This is a genomic window from Fibrella aquatica, assembly GCF_041321135.1.
Lineage (GTDB): Bacteria > Bacteroidota > Bacteroidia > Cytophagales > Spirosomataceae > Fibrella > Fibrella aquatica.
Genome location: NZ_JBGGWF010000003.1, coordinates 20,069 through 36,434 on the forward strand (window position 1 = coordinate 20,069; position 16,366 = coordinate 36,434).

Sequence of the window (16,366 nt, forward strand, 5' to 3'; positions counted from 1 at the left end):
GTAACAGAAACAAACCCCCTCATGAATCCAAACGACCAAAACGCTAATCGTTTTTTGACCCTCATTCGCCAATCAAGGCGGGGTAAGTTCAAGGTGTATATCGGCATGAGCGCGGGCGTGGGTAAGTCGTACCGGATGTTGCAGGAGGCGCACAGCCTGTTGCGAAGTGGCGTCGACGTGAAGATTGGCTTTGTCGAAACGCATCGACGGGCCGAAACAGAGGCGCTGGTAGCTGGTCTTCCGGCCATTCCCCGGCGTACGCTGTTTTACAAAGGCCGCCAACTCGAAGAGATGGACGTGCAGGCCATTATCAACGCGCATCCCGAACTGGTGATCGTGGATGAACTGGCGCACACGAACATTCCTGGCTCGAAAAACGAAAAACGCTGGCAGGACGTCATCGACATTCTCGACGCGGGCATCAACGTGATTTCGGCGGTCAATATCCAGCATATCGAAAGCCTGTTCGACGAGGTACACGCCATAACGGGCATCGACGTAAAGGAACGTGTTCCTGACCGGGTATTGCAAATTGCCGATGAAGTAGTGAACATCGACCTGACCGCCGACGAGCTAATTGCCCGACTGAAAGAAGGGAAAATCTACGATCCGGCTAAGGTGCAAATGGCACTGGCCAACTTCTTTCAACCCGACAAAATACTGCAACTGCGTGAATTGGCCCTGAAAGAAGTAGCAGGGCAGGTAGAGCGGAAAGTAGACATGAGCATGCCATTGTCGGGAAACGCGCGGCATGAACGGTTCATGGCGTCGATCAGCAGCAACCCGGACATTGCCCGTCGCGTGATCCGCAAAACAGCCCGGCTGGCGAGTTACTACAATTCGCGCTGGTACGTGCTCTATGTACAAACCCCCGCTGAAAGCCCGGACCGAATTAATCTGGCTGTGCAGCGGCACCTGATCAATAACCTGAAATTGGCCACCGAACTGGGTGCCGAAGTGATTCAGTCGAAGGGAAAGAACATCGTAGATTGCATCATGGAAGAAGTGGAAACCAGAAAAGTAACGACGGTTTGTATTGGTAAACCGCACCTGAACCTGATCCAGATTATTCTTAGAACCAACGCTTTCAACCGCCTCCTAAACAAACTATCCGACTCCGACGTCGATCTGATCATCTTATCTTAAATGGTACCGCAGCGGCGGACCGTACGGATTCTTTTAATTGAGTACGCGGATTGAAGGGATTTAAAACGATAAACCGCGGCGGCGGACCGTGCAGATTCTTGGATTTAAATGGATTTGCTCTGCTTCAATCTAAAGATCCGCTTACATCCAAAATCCGTGTAGATTCTTTTAAATCCGCGAACCAACTTAAAAGAATCCGCGCCAATCGTTTTTAATCCCTTTAATCCGCGTACTATTCCCCATGAACCTCCAATCCAAAATATCCCTCGCGCTGGCTTTTATGTTCGCTATTATTCTGCTGATGGGCGGGTTGGGAGCCTATTACCTGAATCAACTGGCCAACGATTCGCAAGCGATTTTGCAGGACAACTATGTGTCATTTGAGTATTCGAGTCGAATGCAACGCGCCTTGTCCCGGCTGCCTGCGCCCGATGCCATGGGTGATTTTGACCGAAACTTGAAAAAGCAGGAGGCCAACATCACCGAAGTTGGTGAGGCCGAAGCGACAACTACGCTACGCCGCGAGTTTGACCAGTTAAAAAAGGGAAATGCTGATTCGGCGGCGAAGCAACGGATGCAACAAACGCTGTTTCAACTGGACGATATCAACGGGCAGGCCATGGTGCGTAAAAACAACGTAGCAAAACAAACCGCCGACGATGCACTGGTCTGGCTGGCCGTAGTGGGTACGGCCTGCTTCCTGATCGTGCTATCGTTCACCATCAATTTCCCCGCCTACATTGCCCGCCCCCTCCGCGAATTGACGCAGGGCATTAAACAGGTAACGAATCGAAATTTCGAAGAACGATTGCATGTACAGTCGAGCGACGAGTTTGGCGAACTGGCCCGGTCGTTTAACCGCATGGCTGAGAAACTCGACGAGTACGAACACTCGAATCTGGCCCGAATCCTGTTCGAGAAAAAACGCATCGATACACTGATTCAGGTCATGTCTGACGGCATTGTCGGTCTCGACCAAAACCGGTATATCCTCTTTGTGAATCAGGTAGCCAGCCGGTTACTAGGGCTGAGCGAATCGGAATTGCTGGGGAAATACGCGCCCGATATAGCAGCGACTAATGATCTGATGCGGACGCTCATTCAGGATGTAATGCCGCCGCAACAACGTACCCAGGAAATGGGCGAGGCTAGTTTGCTGAAAATCTACGATGGCGACAAGGAGAACTATTTCTCCCGCCAGACCCAACCGGTCGATATTACCCGAACTGGCGACGAACAAGCCGTGCGGGCTGGGCACGTGATTGTGCTGCGAAACGTGACTTCGTACAAAGAGCTCGATCTGGCGAAGACGAACTTCATTGCCACAGTATCGCACGAGCTGAAAACGCCTATTTCGAGCATAAAAATGAGTCTGAAACTGCTAGATGATCAACGGATTGGTGCGTTGAATGACGAGCAGAAAGAGCTGGTGACGAACGTACGCGATGACGCCGACCGCTTGCTGGCCATTACGGGCGAGTTACTGAACATGGCGCAGGTGGAGTCGGGGCAGATTCAATTGAATCTACAGCCGGTAGCCCCCGCTGATATCATTAGCTATGCCGTGAATGCGCTGCGGGTATCGGCAACTCAGCGACAGATCGAGCTACATATTGATTTGCCAGCCGCGTTGCCATCCGTACGAACCGATCCTGATAAAGCGTCGTGGGTGCTGGTCAATTTCTTGTCGAATGCCGTTCGTCACTCGCCCGACGAAAGCCGGATCGAGGTGTCGGCGCGGGTACTTAAACAGGGCGTTGAATTCCGGGTACGTGATCACGGAGCAGGCATCCGGCCCGAGCACCGCGACCGGGTGTTCGACCGATATTTTAAAGCGCCGGGATCGAATGGGCAGGCCAGCGGTACGGGATTAGGTCTGGCTATTTCGAGCGAATTCATCCACAGTATGAATGGTCAGATTGGGCTGGACACGACCGTTACCGATGGGGCCGCGTTCTGGTTTACGTTGCCGACCGATTAAGAGCCACGAATGTAAAATGTACAAGTCAGCCTACGGCCTCTGAGGCTGGGCGGGCGTTTTGTAGACGTAATACGCTCCACTGTGCGACGGCTGATCGAACGAGGCTACTTTGGTGTATGGGAGCTGTTCGTGCGTGATCAGATACGTGTAGCGGCCAGTCGCAAAATCGGCAAACGACGTTTTCTGGTCTACGAAGTAGTTGACGAAGCCCGCGTTGGGCGAAAAATAAGACAGATCGACGTAGGTGTTTGGCGGTGTGTATTGCGCCTGAACCTGCCGCTGTAGTACGGCTAGCCGGTCGTCTTCGGCCAGCGACGTGTGCAACGCTATCGGAATCGTTGTGCTGATTTTGCCACCAAATTGCCGGTCGTATTTCACCTGAGTCAACGTCTGATCTTCGATAGCCCGTAACTCACGTAATAACGCTTTCTGACTTCGGGGCGTTACATTATCGAAATCGGCTTCAATCAAAACAGGTGTGTTAGCGGGAAGTTTTTTCAGGAAATCGGCCACCTGCCAGAAGGTAGATGGGCGCAACAGATCCGCTTCGAGCAGTATGCTTTCAGCAATTTGAGAAACCGCTAACAGCGTTGCCAATCCGTAAAGTGTCCAGCGCTGTTTTGTTACCTGATACAACCCATAGCCGGCATAGGCCAGTAGAAAAAGGCCCATTGTGCGCAATGGAAGGGTGTGGGTGATGTAGATGGTCGACGAGTGGAAAATTGAAATCGTTAAGAGTAGCAGATTGCCAATCAGGAGGGCGGCAACACCTTTGTGGGGGTACCACCGCCAGAAGGCCAACGCCCCGATGGGTAATAGCACCAGTTGCCAAACTGTGGGGGCGGGCAATACCATGCTGATTATGTAGTCCCAGTTGAAAAACGAGGTTTGCGTACCGCTCACTTTCATCAGCATGCCTCCTGCAAAAGCTTTAAGCAACACAAAGGTGTCGGTCCATAGAAAGGGCATGGTCAACAGCATGAAGACCAGCAACGTACCCACCAAACTCAGCGCCCGTTGCCAGCTCCAGCCCATCCGCAGCAGCAGGCCACCCAACAGAAACGGGAAGGTGAACACAAACAGGAGCCGATGACTGATCAGCAGGGCAATTAACAGAAGCACGGTAGCCGGTAGCCGCCACGACCGAGCCGGAAATTCACCGAACAGAATCAACAAACTGGCTACGGCAAATAGGGCGTAGGCCAATCCTTCGGGACGAATAACCGGGGTGCTGGTCAGAATGTCGTAGTGCAAACAAAGAACAACGATAAGCGGAAGCTGCAACACCGGCGGCAATAACGAAGAGTTCGCCCTGTGAATGATGCGCACGCACCAGACCAGTAGACCGCCAACCAATAGAATTTGCACCAGCCTTCCTGCCACAATCAGCGGAACCCGGTCGAGCAGATAGACATATGCTGTTTTGTCAACGACCTCGAACACACCTACTGCCGATAAACCACCCGACGCAGCTGCGCCAACCAGGTTGATTGCGCATTGCCCCAGCGCCAGTAGGTAAAACACGAGTACCATTGGAATGCCGGGCCAGTCGAGGCAACGGGGCGTGGCTCCGTAGAGCATAAACACGCCCGAATCGGCAATAAATTGTTCGTCGGTAGTGAAGTAACCCCGGTCGGGTGGTTGAACAAAGCTAATCCAGAGGGTAAAGCCAATGGCCAGACCAACAACAAGGTAGCTCCACCAACTAGAAGGCAGTGAATCTGTTGATACCGACAAACGGGAAGAAGGAGGCGAAGAGAGCATTGCGGCGGTTAATGACTAAAATCACCGCAAACTTACCGCTTCTAGCGTCTCAACAGGCGCAATGTTCGCGTGTGGTTTGGTATTGAAACCGATAATAGATATATACCGGATTCTAAATCAGGCGATTGTAATGCTATTATCCCGCTGTTGCCGTTCGCATAGGTGCGCTGAAAAACAGTGCGACCGGCCAGATCGGTCAGCCGGATCGTAATGGGATGGGCTAACTCGTCATCGGCCAGTGTGATGGTAAGCTGATCGGTATCGGTGAATGGGTTCGGAAAAACAGATAGCGTTTCCTGGGCGTTAGCCAGCACAGAAGCCCGCTCGAAATTGGGAATGCCGTAACCATACTGCACATCGGGACGAGTTACCTGCGAGCCCGACTGCCGAAGCAGGTTACGTACCTGCGTAGCCGATAAATCGGGATGCGCCTGCCAGAAGCCCGTAGCCAGTGCCGCCACCAGTGGCCCCGAAAATGACGTGCCGTTCCCGCCAGAGATGCTGCCGACCGACGTACCCAGCGTGGTACCCTGCCCCAGCGCCACCAGATCCGGTTTCAGCCGGCCATCGGGCGTGGGGCCTACCGAACTGAACCGAGCCAATACGCTATTGCGGTCAATGGCGCCAATGCTCAGCACACCGGGCGAATCGGCGGGGGCGCCAACGTATCGCCACGCGCTGTTGCCCTCGTTGCCAGCTGAATTGACCACGACCATACCGGCTTCGGCTGCCCAGGTAGCCGCCCGGCTTACCAGTGTCTTGTTACCCGTGAGGTCGGCGTAGGTGTGGTTGTCGGCGGGATTGTCGAAGGTAGTGTAGCCCAATGACGAGTTGATAACATCGACCCCAATGCTATCGGCATATTCGGCACCGAACAGCCAGTAGGCTTCTTCAACGGGGTTTTCGGTAGCGGCCACCTCTGTTCTGAGCAGTACATAACTGGCTTTAAAGGCCGGGCCATACAGTTGATTAGGAGCCTCGGCTGCCATGACCGACAGCACATTCAAACCGTGCTCATCATCGTCGTACACGTCGGTTTCCCGATCGGGAAAATCGTAGGTGGCCAGCACGCGGTTCTCGGCGAAAAGGGAATTCAGAAAAGGGACCTGATTGGCCCGCCGGAAGCCCGCATCGAGTACCGCCACCAGTTTATTTTCGCCACGAAAGCCTTGGTCGTGCATTTTATCGACGCCCATTTGCCGCAACTGAAAGTCGGCGAGTCCGTAGGCGGGCACTTCCATTTGGCCAAATTTCTGCTCGCGTTGAGTGGTAGCAAGCTGTGAATCGCTGGAGGCCAGTCGGGCGTTGTTTAGTACTCGTCCGGTTTCCAGACCCTGCACGAATGAAAGCGCCAACAAGGCCGTTAGTTGCGAAGCCGTAGCCTCAACCAGTGCCGCATTCAGCCAGCGCGACGTATACAGCACCTTCGCACCCGCCTGTCGAAGTCCCTGCACGTAGGTTGCCGACACAGGCAGATCCCGCTCTGTGATGGCAATACGCTGTTTAAGACGCCTTTCTACTGATCGGGGCGAAAGAAACTGCTGAGGCTGATCGGTACGGAACGACGTACCTGCTTTGTCGCGGAATAGTAGTAGGTACTGACCAATGCGCTGTGCCTGAGCTGTACTGACAGCGCCAAACGAAGCAAAGCAAAAAAGCAAAAAAGCCACAACACGCAGTTGGGCCGTAGTATTATTCTGTACCATAGCTCGCCACCCGAACGTACCTGCGAACGCCAAAGTCGATCTGTGCTTTTCCTACGCAGGACGGGCTCGATGAGCAAAACTGGAGTTGCACGGTTTCTTTATATACAAGCCCAACCTGACGGGCATACACTTCTGTTCGCTTGTCTTGAGAAACGAGTGTTGAATCGTTTTGTTGCACCACCGTTACCGTTTCGGCAAATGTCTGTGAGCCAACCGAATAAGACTGGTTGGTCTGCTTTAATTCATAGGTGTCTTCGGCCAGTTGATTAAACTCGTTACCATTCCAGCGCATACGGTCGACGGGGGGAAAAACGAGTTTCACAAAGTCGGCCCCGTTTTCGGTACGAATGGCGCGGCGAGTATCGATCCGTGCCGTCCAGACCGAGTCGGGCTGCCAGGTGGCCTGTGCGTTGGCACGGCGAAAGCGATGCAGCCGAAAAGCGGGTTGCCCCGTTACGTCGGTGTAGCTGTTCCCCACCGTTTCTTTGAGTTGATAGGTGCTGATAACGGGGGCGGTGGTGAGCGAAAAACGTTGCTCGGTAACGTCATAAATGACAAAGTGCCCCGTTGTCAGTGGTATATAATCGAGGCTGGATTTGACAGGCGAGGTCTCCGGTGACGCACAGGAAAGCAACAACAGCCAGCAACAGAAAACAGTCAGGGTAGAAAGACAAGGCATGAATGGTGGGGCAAAAGGTCAAGCACAAAGTTCACCCATCGCGTTTCAATTAGCAACCCATGTAAGCTTCAACCGCTGGTGAACTTACCTTGTCACTTTACAAGTCCGTTACATTTGTCTTAGTTTTACCAAATAGAAAATCACAAGGATCAATAAGTCAGTAAGTATGCAAAGAGCAGTCAAATTAGAAGAGATAGATGCGGCAGTTAACCGATTTGAACCGGTTACGCCTGATCATCCTTTCTACGTCAATTTTGATAACCTGCGCGGAGACTTCCAGGAGCGAGATGTGGTGCGTATATTGAATGTAACGAAGGTCGACCAATCATATAAATTCAACTACCGAACTAATCAAGCTAACAAAACACTGCTGTTCCTGGCCGGTATGCGCGGATCAGGCAAGACGTCGGAGTTGGCCAAGTATGCAAAGGAGCTTCACTCGCCGGATTGCTTTTTTGTTGTTACCTGCAACGTGGATGCTGAATTGGACTTGGATAAAGTTCAGTATATGGATATCCTCGTTTTTCAGTTGGAAAAACTCCTCAAAGAAGCTCAAAAGATAAATTTGAGTATTAGTGATAGTATTCTCGAAAGCATGAATGTATGGTTTCAGGAACGGGTGATTGAAATTAACCGGAGTCTGAAAGCTGATGGCAGCGCCGAACTGGAAGTTGGTGGCAGTGATGAGACGCCATTTTCAGTAAGCGGTCTGCTAGGTAAGCTGTTAGGGGTCACGGCTAAGCTGAAAGTAGGCTTGTCGGGCAGTAGTGAACGGGCTACAGCGATTCGTACTACGTTGAAAGATCGTTTCTCTGATTTTGCCGTGAAATTCAATACGTTCATTGAGCAGGTCAATGAGCAACTGCGCCGCGAGGGCCAGGGGCAGGAGATACTCTTTATCGTGGATGGGCTGGAAAAGACGATGACCGCCGAAACCCGACGTGCTATCATTATGGACGAGTCGAACCGGATTCGACAAATCAGGGCCAATACGATTTTTACGTTGCCGATTGAATTGATGAAAGAAGCCCAGCGGATTCAGCAATTCACCGAGATCATAACGTTCCCTTTCGTGAAAATCATAGACCGGGATGGGCAACCGGTAAAGGCGGCTATCAAACGGTTTGAAGAGTTTGTGTGCAAACGGATTGACGAGACGCTTTTCGATTCGATGGAGACAATCCATCTGGCGATTGCTTATAGTGGCGGGTCACCCCGGCAATTACTGCGAATCATTGAACAGGCTGCCTGGCGGGCCGACACAGAAGCCGGGAAAATCACGCTGACTGATATGACTCAGGCGATCGATAAATTAAGCAACGCTACTGCCCGCTACATAGAACCAGAGGAATATGTACAATTGAAAGAACTCAACGCCAGCTTACAAGTAGGACGTGCGATTGGATTCAACAGCCTGATTCAAAACCTGCTGGAAAAAGAAATCATTTTCGAGTATAATGATGGCTCCTACAAGCGGGTAAACCCATTAGTGGAGCGGTCAATCTTTTATCGCCAGTACGTACTTGATGGGCCTGATGGAAGATGAGTTTGCTTCAGATTTACGCGTATTGACCAATGCGCTCCGGCACGACGGCTTCCGCTTTATTCTGATCGGGCATAATCGGAAAAGCATCTACACCGATATTGCCACGTACCTGCGCAACGCTTTCCCTGACCGGTCAGTTAACGAACTCGCCTTACGCGGCAAAAGCTATCGCGCCATTATCGACAGCATTCAGGCTGTGCAACGGGGCATCCTGCTGATTCCTGACTTCGATTGGCTGTTTCGGGAAGAAAATAACGAGCTACGTGTTGCGTTCAACCAACGCCGCGATTCGCTGGCCCGGTTGCCCATTGCCTTGATCTGCTTTATTGAGCCCGGTAGCTATATAAACGTACCCAACAAAATTCCCGATTGGTGGTCGCTACGATCAATGGAACTGGATTTCTACCGTGAATCCTCCGATACCACACTGGAACCTCTCGAATCTGCTCAGGAATCATCATCGTTGGGTGGACAAACGAAAGGCGAAAAAGAAGATGAAATTGAGCGTCTGCTGCAACAGGTAGCCAATACTGATCCAGAAAACCAACAGCTTTTAGGGGTGTTGTATAACCAGATAGGTAAGTTGTATTATGAACTGGCCATATACGAAACAGCCTTAACGTACTTGGAGCAGAGTCTTGCAATCCAGCAGGCTATTGGGGATCGAAGTGGGGAAGGCACTACGCTCAATAACATTAGCCAGATTTTTAGTGTGCGTGGGGACTTTGAGAAAGCGCTAACGTACCTAGAGCAGAGTCTGGCCATCCGGCAAGCCGTTGGCGATCGTAGTGGGGAAGGCACTACGCTCAACAACATCAGCCAGATCTATAATGCGCGGGGGGACTTTGAGAAAGCGCTGACGTACCTAGAGCAGAGTCTGGCTATCCGGCAGGCCGTTGGCGATCGTAGTGGGGAAGGTGTTACGCTCAACAACATCAGCCTAATCTATATGGCACGTGGAGGCTATGAGAAAGCGTTGCCGTACCTAGAGCAGAGTCTGGCCATCCGGCAAGCTATTGGGGATCGCAGGGGGGAAGGTGTTACGCTCAACAATATCAGCCAGATCTATAATGCGCGGGGGGACTTTGAGAAAGCGCTGACGTACCTAGAGCAGAGTCTGGCTATCCGGCAAGCTATTGGGGATCGTAGTGGGGAGGGTGCTACGCTCAACAACATGGGAGTGATTTATTTCCGGCACTTGCCTGATATAAACAAAGCAGTTTATTGTTTTACAAAGGCTCACCAACTTTTTATTGAACTTAATTCACCTAATGTTAAAATAACACTTGGATACCTACATGAGATAATCGAAGAGATTGGCGATGTCCGGTATAGAGAAATTTTGCAGCAGATAGGCAACGTACCTACACCAGATCGTTCTTGAATGCGTATGCGACCATACCGGCGGTGTTTTTGGTGCCGGTTTTCTCCAGAATCCTGAGGGGATGCCAAAATCCAGCAATTTTCTTGCTTCCTGTATCACGTACCCATCGGCCCCGTTCTCAAACCCGGTTACGTCAGCTTTGATGTCCACAATACGTCAACAGTCTTTTCACCAAGGCTGGCAAGTCCGAAGGTTGTTACTACAAACGCCTGCAACATCAATATTTATCCCTTTTTCTCCCTGCCATTCGTCACAAAAAGTTGTCTGTAGACCGTGTAGGCCGTAGATTGTGCTGCTTTTTGGTGCGTTTGCCCAACAAATCATTACAATACGCTCTATATGAATAGAAGAGACTTCATCAATTTATCTGGACTGGGCGTGGGGGGGCTGATGGTCGGTAGTGTACCCGTTTTCGGGAATACCGTATCCATCGACCGGCTGCTGGAACCCGGTATCGACGTAGCGGCCAAGAAACGGCTGGCCGACGTGGCCCTTAACACGGCCAAAAGTCGGGGAGCGTCGTATACCGATGTTCGCATTGGCCGCTACCTGCAACAGTATGTGTTCACCCGCGAAAAGCAGGTGCAGAACATCAGCAACGCTGAATCATTCGGGGTGGGTATTCGGGTTATTGCCAACGGTACCTGGGGCTTCTCCGCTACCAGCGATGTAACGCCCGAAGGCATTGCCAAATGTGCCGAAACAGCGGTAGCGATAGCCAAAGCCAACTCGAAAATTCAGACCGAGCCGGTGGTGCTGGCACCGCAGAAAGGAGTAGGGGAGGTGTCGTGGAAAACGCCGCTGACCAAAAACGCCTTCGAGATTCCGGTCAAGGAAAAGATTGATCTGCTGATGAAGACAAACAACGCCGCGCTCGATAACGGAGCTGGTTTTGTGACGTCGAACCTGTTCATGATCAACGAGCAAAAGTATTTCGCCTCTACCGACGGATCATACATCGATCAGGACATTCACCGAATCTGGCCCACTTTCACGGTAACTGCCGTAGACCGCGCCGCCGGTAAGTTCAAAACCCGCGATGCGTTCAGCTCGCCCATGGGCATGGGCTACGAATACCTCGACGGACTGGCGTCGGAAAAAATTGCTGGCCCCAACGGGTTGGTCGGCTATCGTAACTCCTACGATATGGTGGAAGACGTGACGCTGGCGGCCAAACAGGCGAAGCAAAAAATGACCGCCAAAAGCGTATCGGCTGGTAAATACGATCTGGTGCTCGATCCAAATCACCTCGGCCTCACCATTCATGAATCGGTGGGTCACCCGCTGGAGCTTGACCGTGTACTGGGCTACGAAGCTAATTACGCAGGTACGTCCTTCGCCACGCTCGATAAGTGGAAAACCAAGTCGTTCAAATACGGCAGTGATCTGGTCAATATAGTCGCTGACAAACAGCAGCCGCATACCCTGGGTACGGTAGGCTACGATGATGAAGGTGTACCCGCCAAAGAATGGGATCTGATCAAAAACGGAGTGCTGGTAAATTACCAGGCTATTCGCGATCAGGTGGCTATTCTGGGCGGTACGGAATCGAACGGTTGCTGCTACGCCGACAACTGGGATTCTGTGCAGTTTCAGCGGATGCCGAACGTATCACTGAAGGCTGGTACCGAAAAACGCTCGGTGCTCGATATGATCAAAGGCGTCGATAAAGGCATTTACATCATCGGTCGTGGTTCATATTCTATTGACCAGCAACGGTATAACTTCCAGTTTGGTGGTCAGTTGTTCTACGAAATCAAGAACGGCGAAATCGTGGGGATGCTCGACGATGTGGCTTATCAGGCCAATACGCAGGAGTTCTGGAACTCCTGCGCGCAGCTTTGCGACAAAGACGATTATCGCACGTTCGGCTCGTTTTTCGACGGAAAAGGGCAGCCCTCGCAGGTCAGCGCCGTTTCGCACGGCAGCCCTACTACCCGTTTCAATGGCGTAAACGTGATCAATACCGGACGGAAAATTTAAACGTACCCCACCCCAACCCCTCCCCGTTAGGGAGGGGCTCTATGCTCGGCTATTAAGCGAAGCAGTAGCCCCTCCCTAACGGGGAGGGGTTGGGGTGGGGTTGCTACTAATCACTCAGTTTCAATCAACAACGCATGGCTATTTTAAGCAAAGAAGAAGCAAAGAAGATCATCGACAAGGTGTTGAGCTACGCCAAGGCCGACGAAACGGCGGTGACCATTTCGGGTGGCCGCACAGGCAACATCCGGTATGCCCGTAACTCGGTGTCGACCAGTGGAGAGAGTAACAACCTGTCGCTGGCGGTAACGTCGGTGTTTGGCAAACGGTCGGGCACGGCTACCATCAACGAATTTGATGACGCCTCGCTCGAAAAAACAGTCCGTCGCGCCGAAGAGATTGCCCGGCTGGCGCCTGAAAACCCAGAGTATATGCCTATGCTGGGGCCGCAGACGTACCTGACCACGAATCCCTATTCGGAAAACACGGCCAAAATCGACCCTGAATTCCGCGCCAAAGCCGCATTCGACAGCCTTGACCCCTGCCGCAAAAAGAACCTGACAGCCGCTGGTTATCTGGAAGATTCAACCGGTTTTTCGGCTATTGGCAACAGCAAAGGACTGGTAGCGTATAACCGATCGACGTCGGTCGATTTCACCATCACCGTTCGTACGGCCGATGGTCTGGGTTCTGGCTACGCCATTCGTGACGTAACCGACGTGTCGAAACTTAGTACCAAAGACGCCACTGAAATTGCGATGCAGAAAGCCCTGGCTTCGGTAACGGCCAAAGCCCTGGAACCGGGTAAATACACCGTCATTCTGGAGCCCGCCGCCGCCGTTGATCTGTTGCAAAACATGATGGGCAGCATGGATGCCCGGAATGCCGACGAAGGCCGTAGTTTCCTGAGCAAAAAAGGAGGCGGCACCCGGTTGGGCGAAAAACTATTCGACGAGCGCGTAACGATTTACTCGGATCCTACCAACCCCGAAATTCCAACATCGGCTTTTGGCGGTGGTGGCGGTGGCCGTTTCGGTGGTGGTGCCGATGGTCGTCCGCAGGAGAAAATAACCTGGATTGACAAGGGAGTGGTCAAGAATATGTACTACTCTCGTTTCTGGGCTGATAAAAAGGGCGTCAAGGCCGTGCCCTCGCCGGGTGCGTTTATCATGGCGGGCGGTACGCAATCGCTGGCCGAGTTGATTCGGGGTACCGAAAAAGGTATTCTGGTGACGCGCCTGTGGTACATCCGCGCGGTTGATCCACAAACGTTGCTCTACACGGGCCTCACCCGCGACGGGACGTTCTACATCGAGAATGGTCAGATCAAATTCCCGGTGAAAAATTTCCGCTTCAACGAAAGTCCGGTTATCATGCTGAACAACCTCGAAGCGATGGGCAAGCCGGTCCGCATCAGTGGTAACCTGGTGCCACCGCTCAAAATCCGTGACTTCACGTTTAGCAGTCTGTCAGACGCGGTATAGTTGCTGACGCATAGGTAGAGACGCAAAATCTTGCGTCTCTACGCCGGTTCAAACTGATGTCTATACCGCTGAGCATATGCACTGTCAGAACCGATCTCAACTTACACTGTCAACTATCAAACCAATGAACCGCCGCGATTTTAACCAATTACTAGGCATGAGCGCCGCTGGCATACTGATGCCAACGCTGCCTGCTTTTTCGCACTCCGTATCTCCGGAGGAACTGGTCGACAATTATATCGACGTAAGTACTAAAAAACGGCTGGCCGATGCTGGGCTGAATGCGGCTAAAGCCATGGGCGCCACCTATTCTGATGTGCGCATTGGCCGGTACCTGAATCAGTTTGTGCTCACCCGGGAAGATAAGGTGCAGGGCATCGTCAACACGGTGTCGTATGGCGTAGGTATTCGGGTGATCGTTAACGGATGCTGGGGCTTTGCGGCTGTGGCTAATCCAAAAGACGAAGAAACCGTTGCCAAATGTGCTGCCACGGCCGTATCGATCGCCAAAGCAAATTCCCGCCTGCTGACCGAGCCGGTACAATTGGCTCCGCAGAAAGGCTACGGCGAGGTAAGCTGGAAAGCGCCCATCAAGCAAAATGCCTTTGAAGTGCCCATCAAAGACAAAGTCGATCTGCTACTGTCGGCCAATGCGGCAGCCATGAAAAACGGAGCCAACTTCGTCAACTCGGTGCTGTTTATGGTGAACGAGCAGAAGTATTTTGCCTCGACCGACGGCACCTATTCCGATCAGGATATTCACCGGATCGGGCCGAGTTTTACGGTGACTGCCGTTGATTCGCAAAGCGGCAAATTTGCTACCCGCAACTCGCTGAGTTCGCCCATGGGCATGGGTTACGACTACCTGCAAACCAACCCGAGCGACAAAGTTGGTGGCGTAACAACCCGTTACAACAAGGGCTACGACATGATGGAAGATATCACGTCGGCGGCTAAACAGGCCAAAGAAAAGCTGAACGCCAAGTCGGTGGAAGCGGGTAAGTACGACCTTGTGCTCGACCCATCTCACCTTTGGCTGACTATCCACGAATCGGTAGGTCACCCGCTGGAACTGGACCGTGTATTGGGCTACGAAGCCAACTACGCAGGTACGTCCTTTGCCACGCTGGAAAAACTGCAATCGAAGAATTTTGCCTATGGTAGCAAGGAGGTAAACCTGGTAGCCGACAAAATGCAGGTTGGTTCGCTGGGTGCCGTGGGCTATGATGATGAGGGTGTTGGTACCAAGAAGTGGGATCTGGTGCGCGATGGCATTTTGGTGAATTACCAGGCTATTCGCGATCAGGCGCACATCATTGGCGAGAAAGAATCGCACGGTTGCTGCTACGCCGATAACTGGAGTTCAGTGCAATTCCAGCGAATGCCGAACGTATCGCTCGAGGCGGGTAAAACACCGCTGTCGGTGCAGAACATGATCAAAGACGTGAAGAAGGGCGTATACATCATTGGTGACGGTTCATTCTCGATCGATCAGCAGCGATACAACTTCCAGTTTGGCGGTCAGCTGTTCTACGAAATCAAGAACGGCGAAATTGCCGGTATGCTGAAAGACGTGGCGTATCAGGCCAATACCCGCGAATTCTGGAACTCCTGCTCGGCCGTTTGCGATCAAAGCGATTACCGCCTGGGTGGCGCTTTCAACGATGGGAAAGGACAACCGTCGCAATCAAGTGCCGTTTCGCATGGTAGCGCCACCGCCCGTTTCAACGGTGTCAACGTGATCAACACGGCGAGAAAAATCTAAAAATCAGTTTACCGTTTGCCGTTTGCTGTTTACCGTTGCTCCGCTATTGAGTAGCAAAACAGTAAACGGCAAACTCTAAACTCTAAACTGATTTCATGGAATCACTTTTCGATTTTGATTCGCCCAAGGGTGGGGCATCGGCTGTTGTGTCGCTATGTGGCGGAGCACTGACGCCGATTGAATCGATGAGCGTTGACGAATTCAAGTTGGCGGCCGACGAGGTATATCGTCAGGTACGTCGGCAGGCATTTAGCGTTGACTTGCCCGTTATTGTCAAGGTAGATGGCCACATTGTACCGGAATTTGCAGATGGACGTTTAGAAATCGTAGCCTGATGCAACCCTTCTTCTATCTCATTGCCGGGCCGCCTGGTGTTGGTAAATCGACGGTTTCGGTTCACTACGTACCCAGAGGAATTGAACTGATCAATGCCGATCAAATTGCCCAACAGCTTTTGCTGGAACAGATTCCGGTTGAAGCAGCTCAGCAAATGGCCCACGACGAAGCGCAACGACGCATTCAACGGCATCTGCGACATCGAACATCGTTTGCGGTAGAAACAACGCTGCACGATATAGAAACCTGGCAGTTTTATCTGGCTGTTCAACAGGCTGGTTATCAGTTCCGGTTACTGTTTTTAGGGGTCGATGACTTGCCAATGCTCTACCTGCGCGTGCGTAATCGACAGCTGCAAGGCGGTCTTTCCATCGGAGAAGATGCTATTCGCGGCCGGTATGTGGCTGGTTTTTCGGTCCTTGACCACTTCTTCAATGAACCCGATTCGATCACGCTTATAGACACGGCAAACCGGCCGGAAATCGTGTATCAGCGAGTGGATGGCATACGTGTTCGTCAATGGCCACTACTACCTGCCTGGGTTTCTACACACCTGACCGTTCATGTGAAAAGTGATGCAACGGTAGGATTTTAA

The 16,366-nt window shown here is 52.1% G+C and carries 12 protein-coding genes and 1 pseudogene; 9 read left to right on the plus strand and 4 right to left on the minus strand.

What is annotated here, in order from left to right; all coding sequences use genetic code 11:
* Window positions 1-21: 21 nt before the first annotated feature.
* Together ACAW87_RS08000 and ACAW87_RS08005 are read left to right on the plus strand one after the other, a co-directional pair.
* Entirely contained in the window at window positions 22-1,146 is a 1,125-nt protein-coding gene (locus ACAW87_RS08000) for a sensor protein KdpD (RefSeq protein WP_370722850.1), read from the plus strand.
* A gap of 241 nt (window positions 1,147-1,387) precedes the next feature.
* Window positions 1,388-3,127 carry a HAMP domain-containing sensor histidine kinase gene (locus tag ACAW87_RS08005; RefSeq protein WP_370722851.1) on the plus strand — a complete coding sequence of 580 codons (1,740 nt, stop codon included), beginning with the start codon at window positions 1,388-1,390 and terminating at the stop codon, window positions 3,125-3,127.
* A 30-nt stretch (window positions 3,128-3,157) separates the two neighbouring features.
* Here ACAW87_RS08005 and ACAW87_RS08010 read toward each other — a convergent pair whose 3' ends face one another.
* The 3 genes from ACAW87_RS08010 to ACAW87_RS08020 are packed head-to-tail and all read right to left on the minus strand — an operon-like array spanning window position 3,158 to window position 7,276.
* A complete protein-coding gene (locus tag ACAW87_RS08010; RefSeq protein WP_370722852.1) occupies window positions 3,158-4,891 on the minus strand; it encodes a hypothetical protein in 1,734 nt (577 codons plus the stop codon).
* A gap of 41 nt (window positions 4,892-4,932) precedes the next feature.
* Entirely contained in the window at window positions 4,933-6,597 is a 1,665-nt protein-coding gene (locus ACAW87_RS08015) for a S8 family serine peptidase (RefSeq protein ID WP_370722853.1), read from the minus strand.
* Window positions 6,584-7,276 (minus strand): hypothetical protein, encoded by a 693-nt coding sequence (locus ACAW87_RS08020; RefSeq protein ID WP_370722854.1) that lies wholly within the window; start codon window positions 7,274-7,276, stop codon window positions 6,584-6,586. Before ACAW87_RS08020 ends, ACAW87_RS08015 begins: the two co-directional genes overlap by 14 nt.
* Window positions 7,277-7,442: 166 nt before the next feature.
* Here ACAW87_RS08020 and ACAW87_RS08025 point away from each other — a divergent pair, with 166 nt between their 5' ends.
* The gene (locus ACAW87_RS08025; RefSeq protein ID WP_370722855.1) at window positions 7,443-8,822 is read left to right on the plus strand and encodes a hypothetical protein; all 1,380 of its coding nucleotides are present in this window, start codon (window positions 7,443-7,445) and stop codon (window positions 8,820-8,822) included.
* Window positions 8,803-10,206, plus strand: a complete 1,404-nt coding sequence (locus ACAW87_RS08030) for a tetratricopeptide repeat protein (RefSeq protein ID WP_370722856.1) — start codon at window positions 8,803-8,805, stop codon at window positions 10,204-10,206. The genes ACAW87_RS08025 and ACAW87_RS08030 overlap by 20 nt, the downstream gene beginning before the upstream one ends.
* Here ACAW87_RS08030 and ACAW87_RS08035 read toward each other — a convergent pair.
* Window positions 10,187-10,270, minus strand: a pseudogene (locus tag ACAW87_RS08035) (DNA-binding response regulator); the annotation flags it as partial. The gene ACAW87_RS08030 and the pseudogene ACAW87_RS08035 overlap by 20 nt on opposite strands.
* 275 nt (window positions 10,271-10,545) lie before the next feature.
* Here ACAW87_RS08035 and ACAW87_RS08040 point away from each other — a divergent pair.
* The 5 genes from ACAW87_RS08040 to ACAW87_RS08060 all read left to right on the plus strand — a co-directional run bounded on the left by ACAW87_RS08040 (window position 10,546) and on the right by ACAW87_RS08060 (window position 16,366).
* Complete coding sequence (locus ACAW87_RS08040; protein WP_370722857.1) at window positions 10,546-12,189, plus strand: TldD/PmbA family protein; 1,644 nt, start codon at window positions 10,546-10,548, stop codon at window positions 12,187-12,189.
* A gap of 134 nt (window positions 12,190-12,323) precedes the next feature.
* Entirely contained in the window at window positions 12,324-13,670 is a 1,347-nt protein-coding gene (locus ACAW87_RS08045) for a TldD/PmbA family protein (protein ID WP_370722858.1), read from the plus strand.
* Between the two features lie 124 nt (window positions 13,671-13,794).
* A complete protein-coding gene (locus ACAW87_RS08050) occupies window positions 13,795-15,435 on the plus strand; it encodes a TldD/PmbA family protein (RefSeq protein ID WP_370722859.1) in 1,641 nt (546 codons plus the stop codon).
* A 95-nt stretch (window positions 15,436-15,530) separates the two neighbouring features.
* Window positions 15,531-15,770, plus strand: a complete 240-nt coding sequence (locus ACAW87_RS08055; protein ID WP_370722860.1) for a hypothetical protein — start codon at window positions 15,531-15,533, stop codon at window positions 15,768-15,770.
* Window positions 15,770-16,366 (plus strand): ATPase, encoded by a 597-nt coding sequence (locus ACAW87_RS08060; protein ID WP_370722861.1) that lies wholly within the window; start codon window positions 15,770-15,772, stop codon window positions 16,364-16,366. The genes ACAW87_RS08055 and ACAW87_RS08060 overlap by 1 nt, the downstream gene beginning before the upstream one ends.

Bases quoted from the DNA above. Each gene is read 5' to 3' on its own strand.
- ACAW87_RS08040 (WP_370722857.1), top strand. From the start codon at position 10,546: ATGAATAGAAGAGACTTCATCAATTTATCTGGACTGGGCGTGGGGGGG.
- ACAW87_RS08015 (WP_370722853.1), bottom strand. From the start codon at position 6,597: ATGGTACAGAATAATACTACGGCCCAACTGCGTGTTGTGGCTTTTTTG.
- ACAW87_RS08060 (WP_370722861.1), top strand. From the start codon at position 15,770: ATGCAACCCTTCTTCTATCTCATTGCCGGGCCGCCTGGTGTTGGTAAA.
- ACAW87_RS08020 (WP_370722854.1), bottom strand. From the start codon at position 7,276: ATGCCTTGTCTTTCTACCCTGACTGTTTTCTGTTGCTGGCTGTTGTTG.
- ACAW87_RS08045 (WP_370722858.1), top strand. From the start codon at position 12,324: ATGGCTATTTTAAGCAAAGAAGAAGCAAAGAAGATCATCGACAAGGTG.
- ACAW87_RS08025 (WP_370722855.1), top strand. From the start codon at position 7,443: ATGCAAAGAGCAGTCAAATTAGAAGAGATAGATGCGGCAGTTAACCGA.
- ACAW87_RS08010 (WP_370722852.1), bottom strand. From the start codon at position 4,891: ATGCTCTCTTCGCCTCCTTCTTCCCGTTTGTCGGTATCAACAGATTCA.
- ACAW87_RS08000 (WP_370722850.1), top strand. From the start codon at position 22: ATGAATCCAAACGACCAAAACGCTAATCGTTTTTTGACCCTCATTCGC.
- ACAW87_RS08050 (WP_370722859.1), top strand. From the start codon at position 13,795: ATGAACCGCCGCGATTTTAACCAATTACTAGGCATGAGCGCCGCTGGC.
- ACAW87_RS08005 (WP_370722851.1), top strand. From the start codon at position 1,388: ATGAACCTCCAATCCAAAATATCCCTCGCGCTGGCTTTTATGTTCGCT.
- ACAW87_RS08030 (WP_370722856.1), top strand. From the start codon at position 8,803: ATGGGCCTGATGGAAGATGAGTTTGCTTCAGATTTACGCGTATTGACC.
- ACAW87_RS08055 (WP_370722860.1), top strand. From the start codon at position 15,531: ATGGAATCACTTTTCGATTTTGATTCGCCCAAGGGTGGGGCATCGGCT.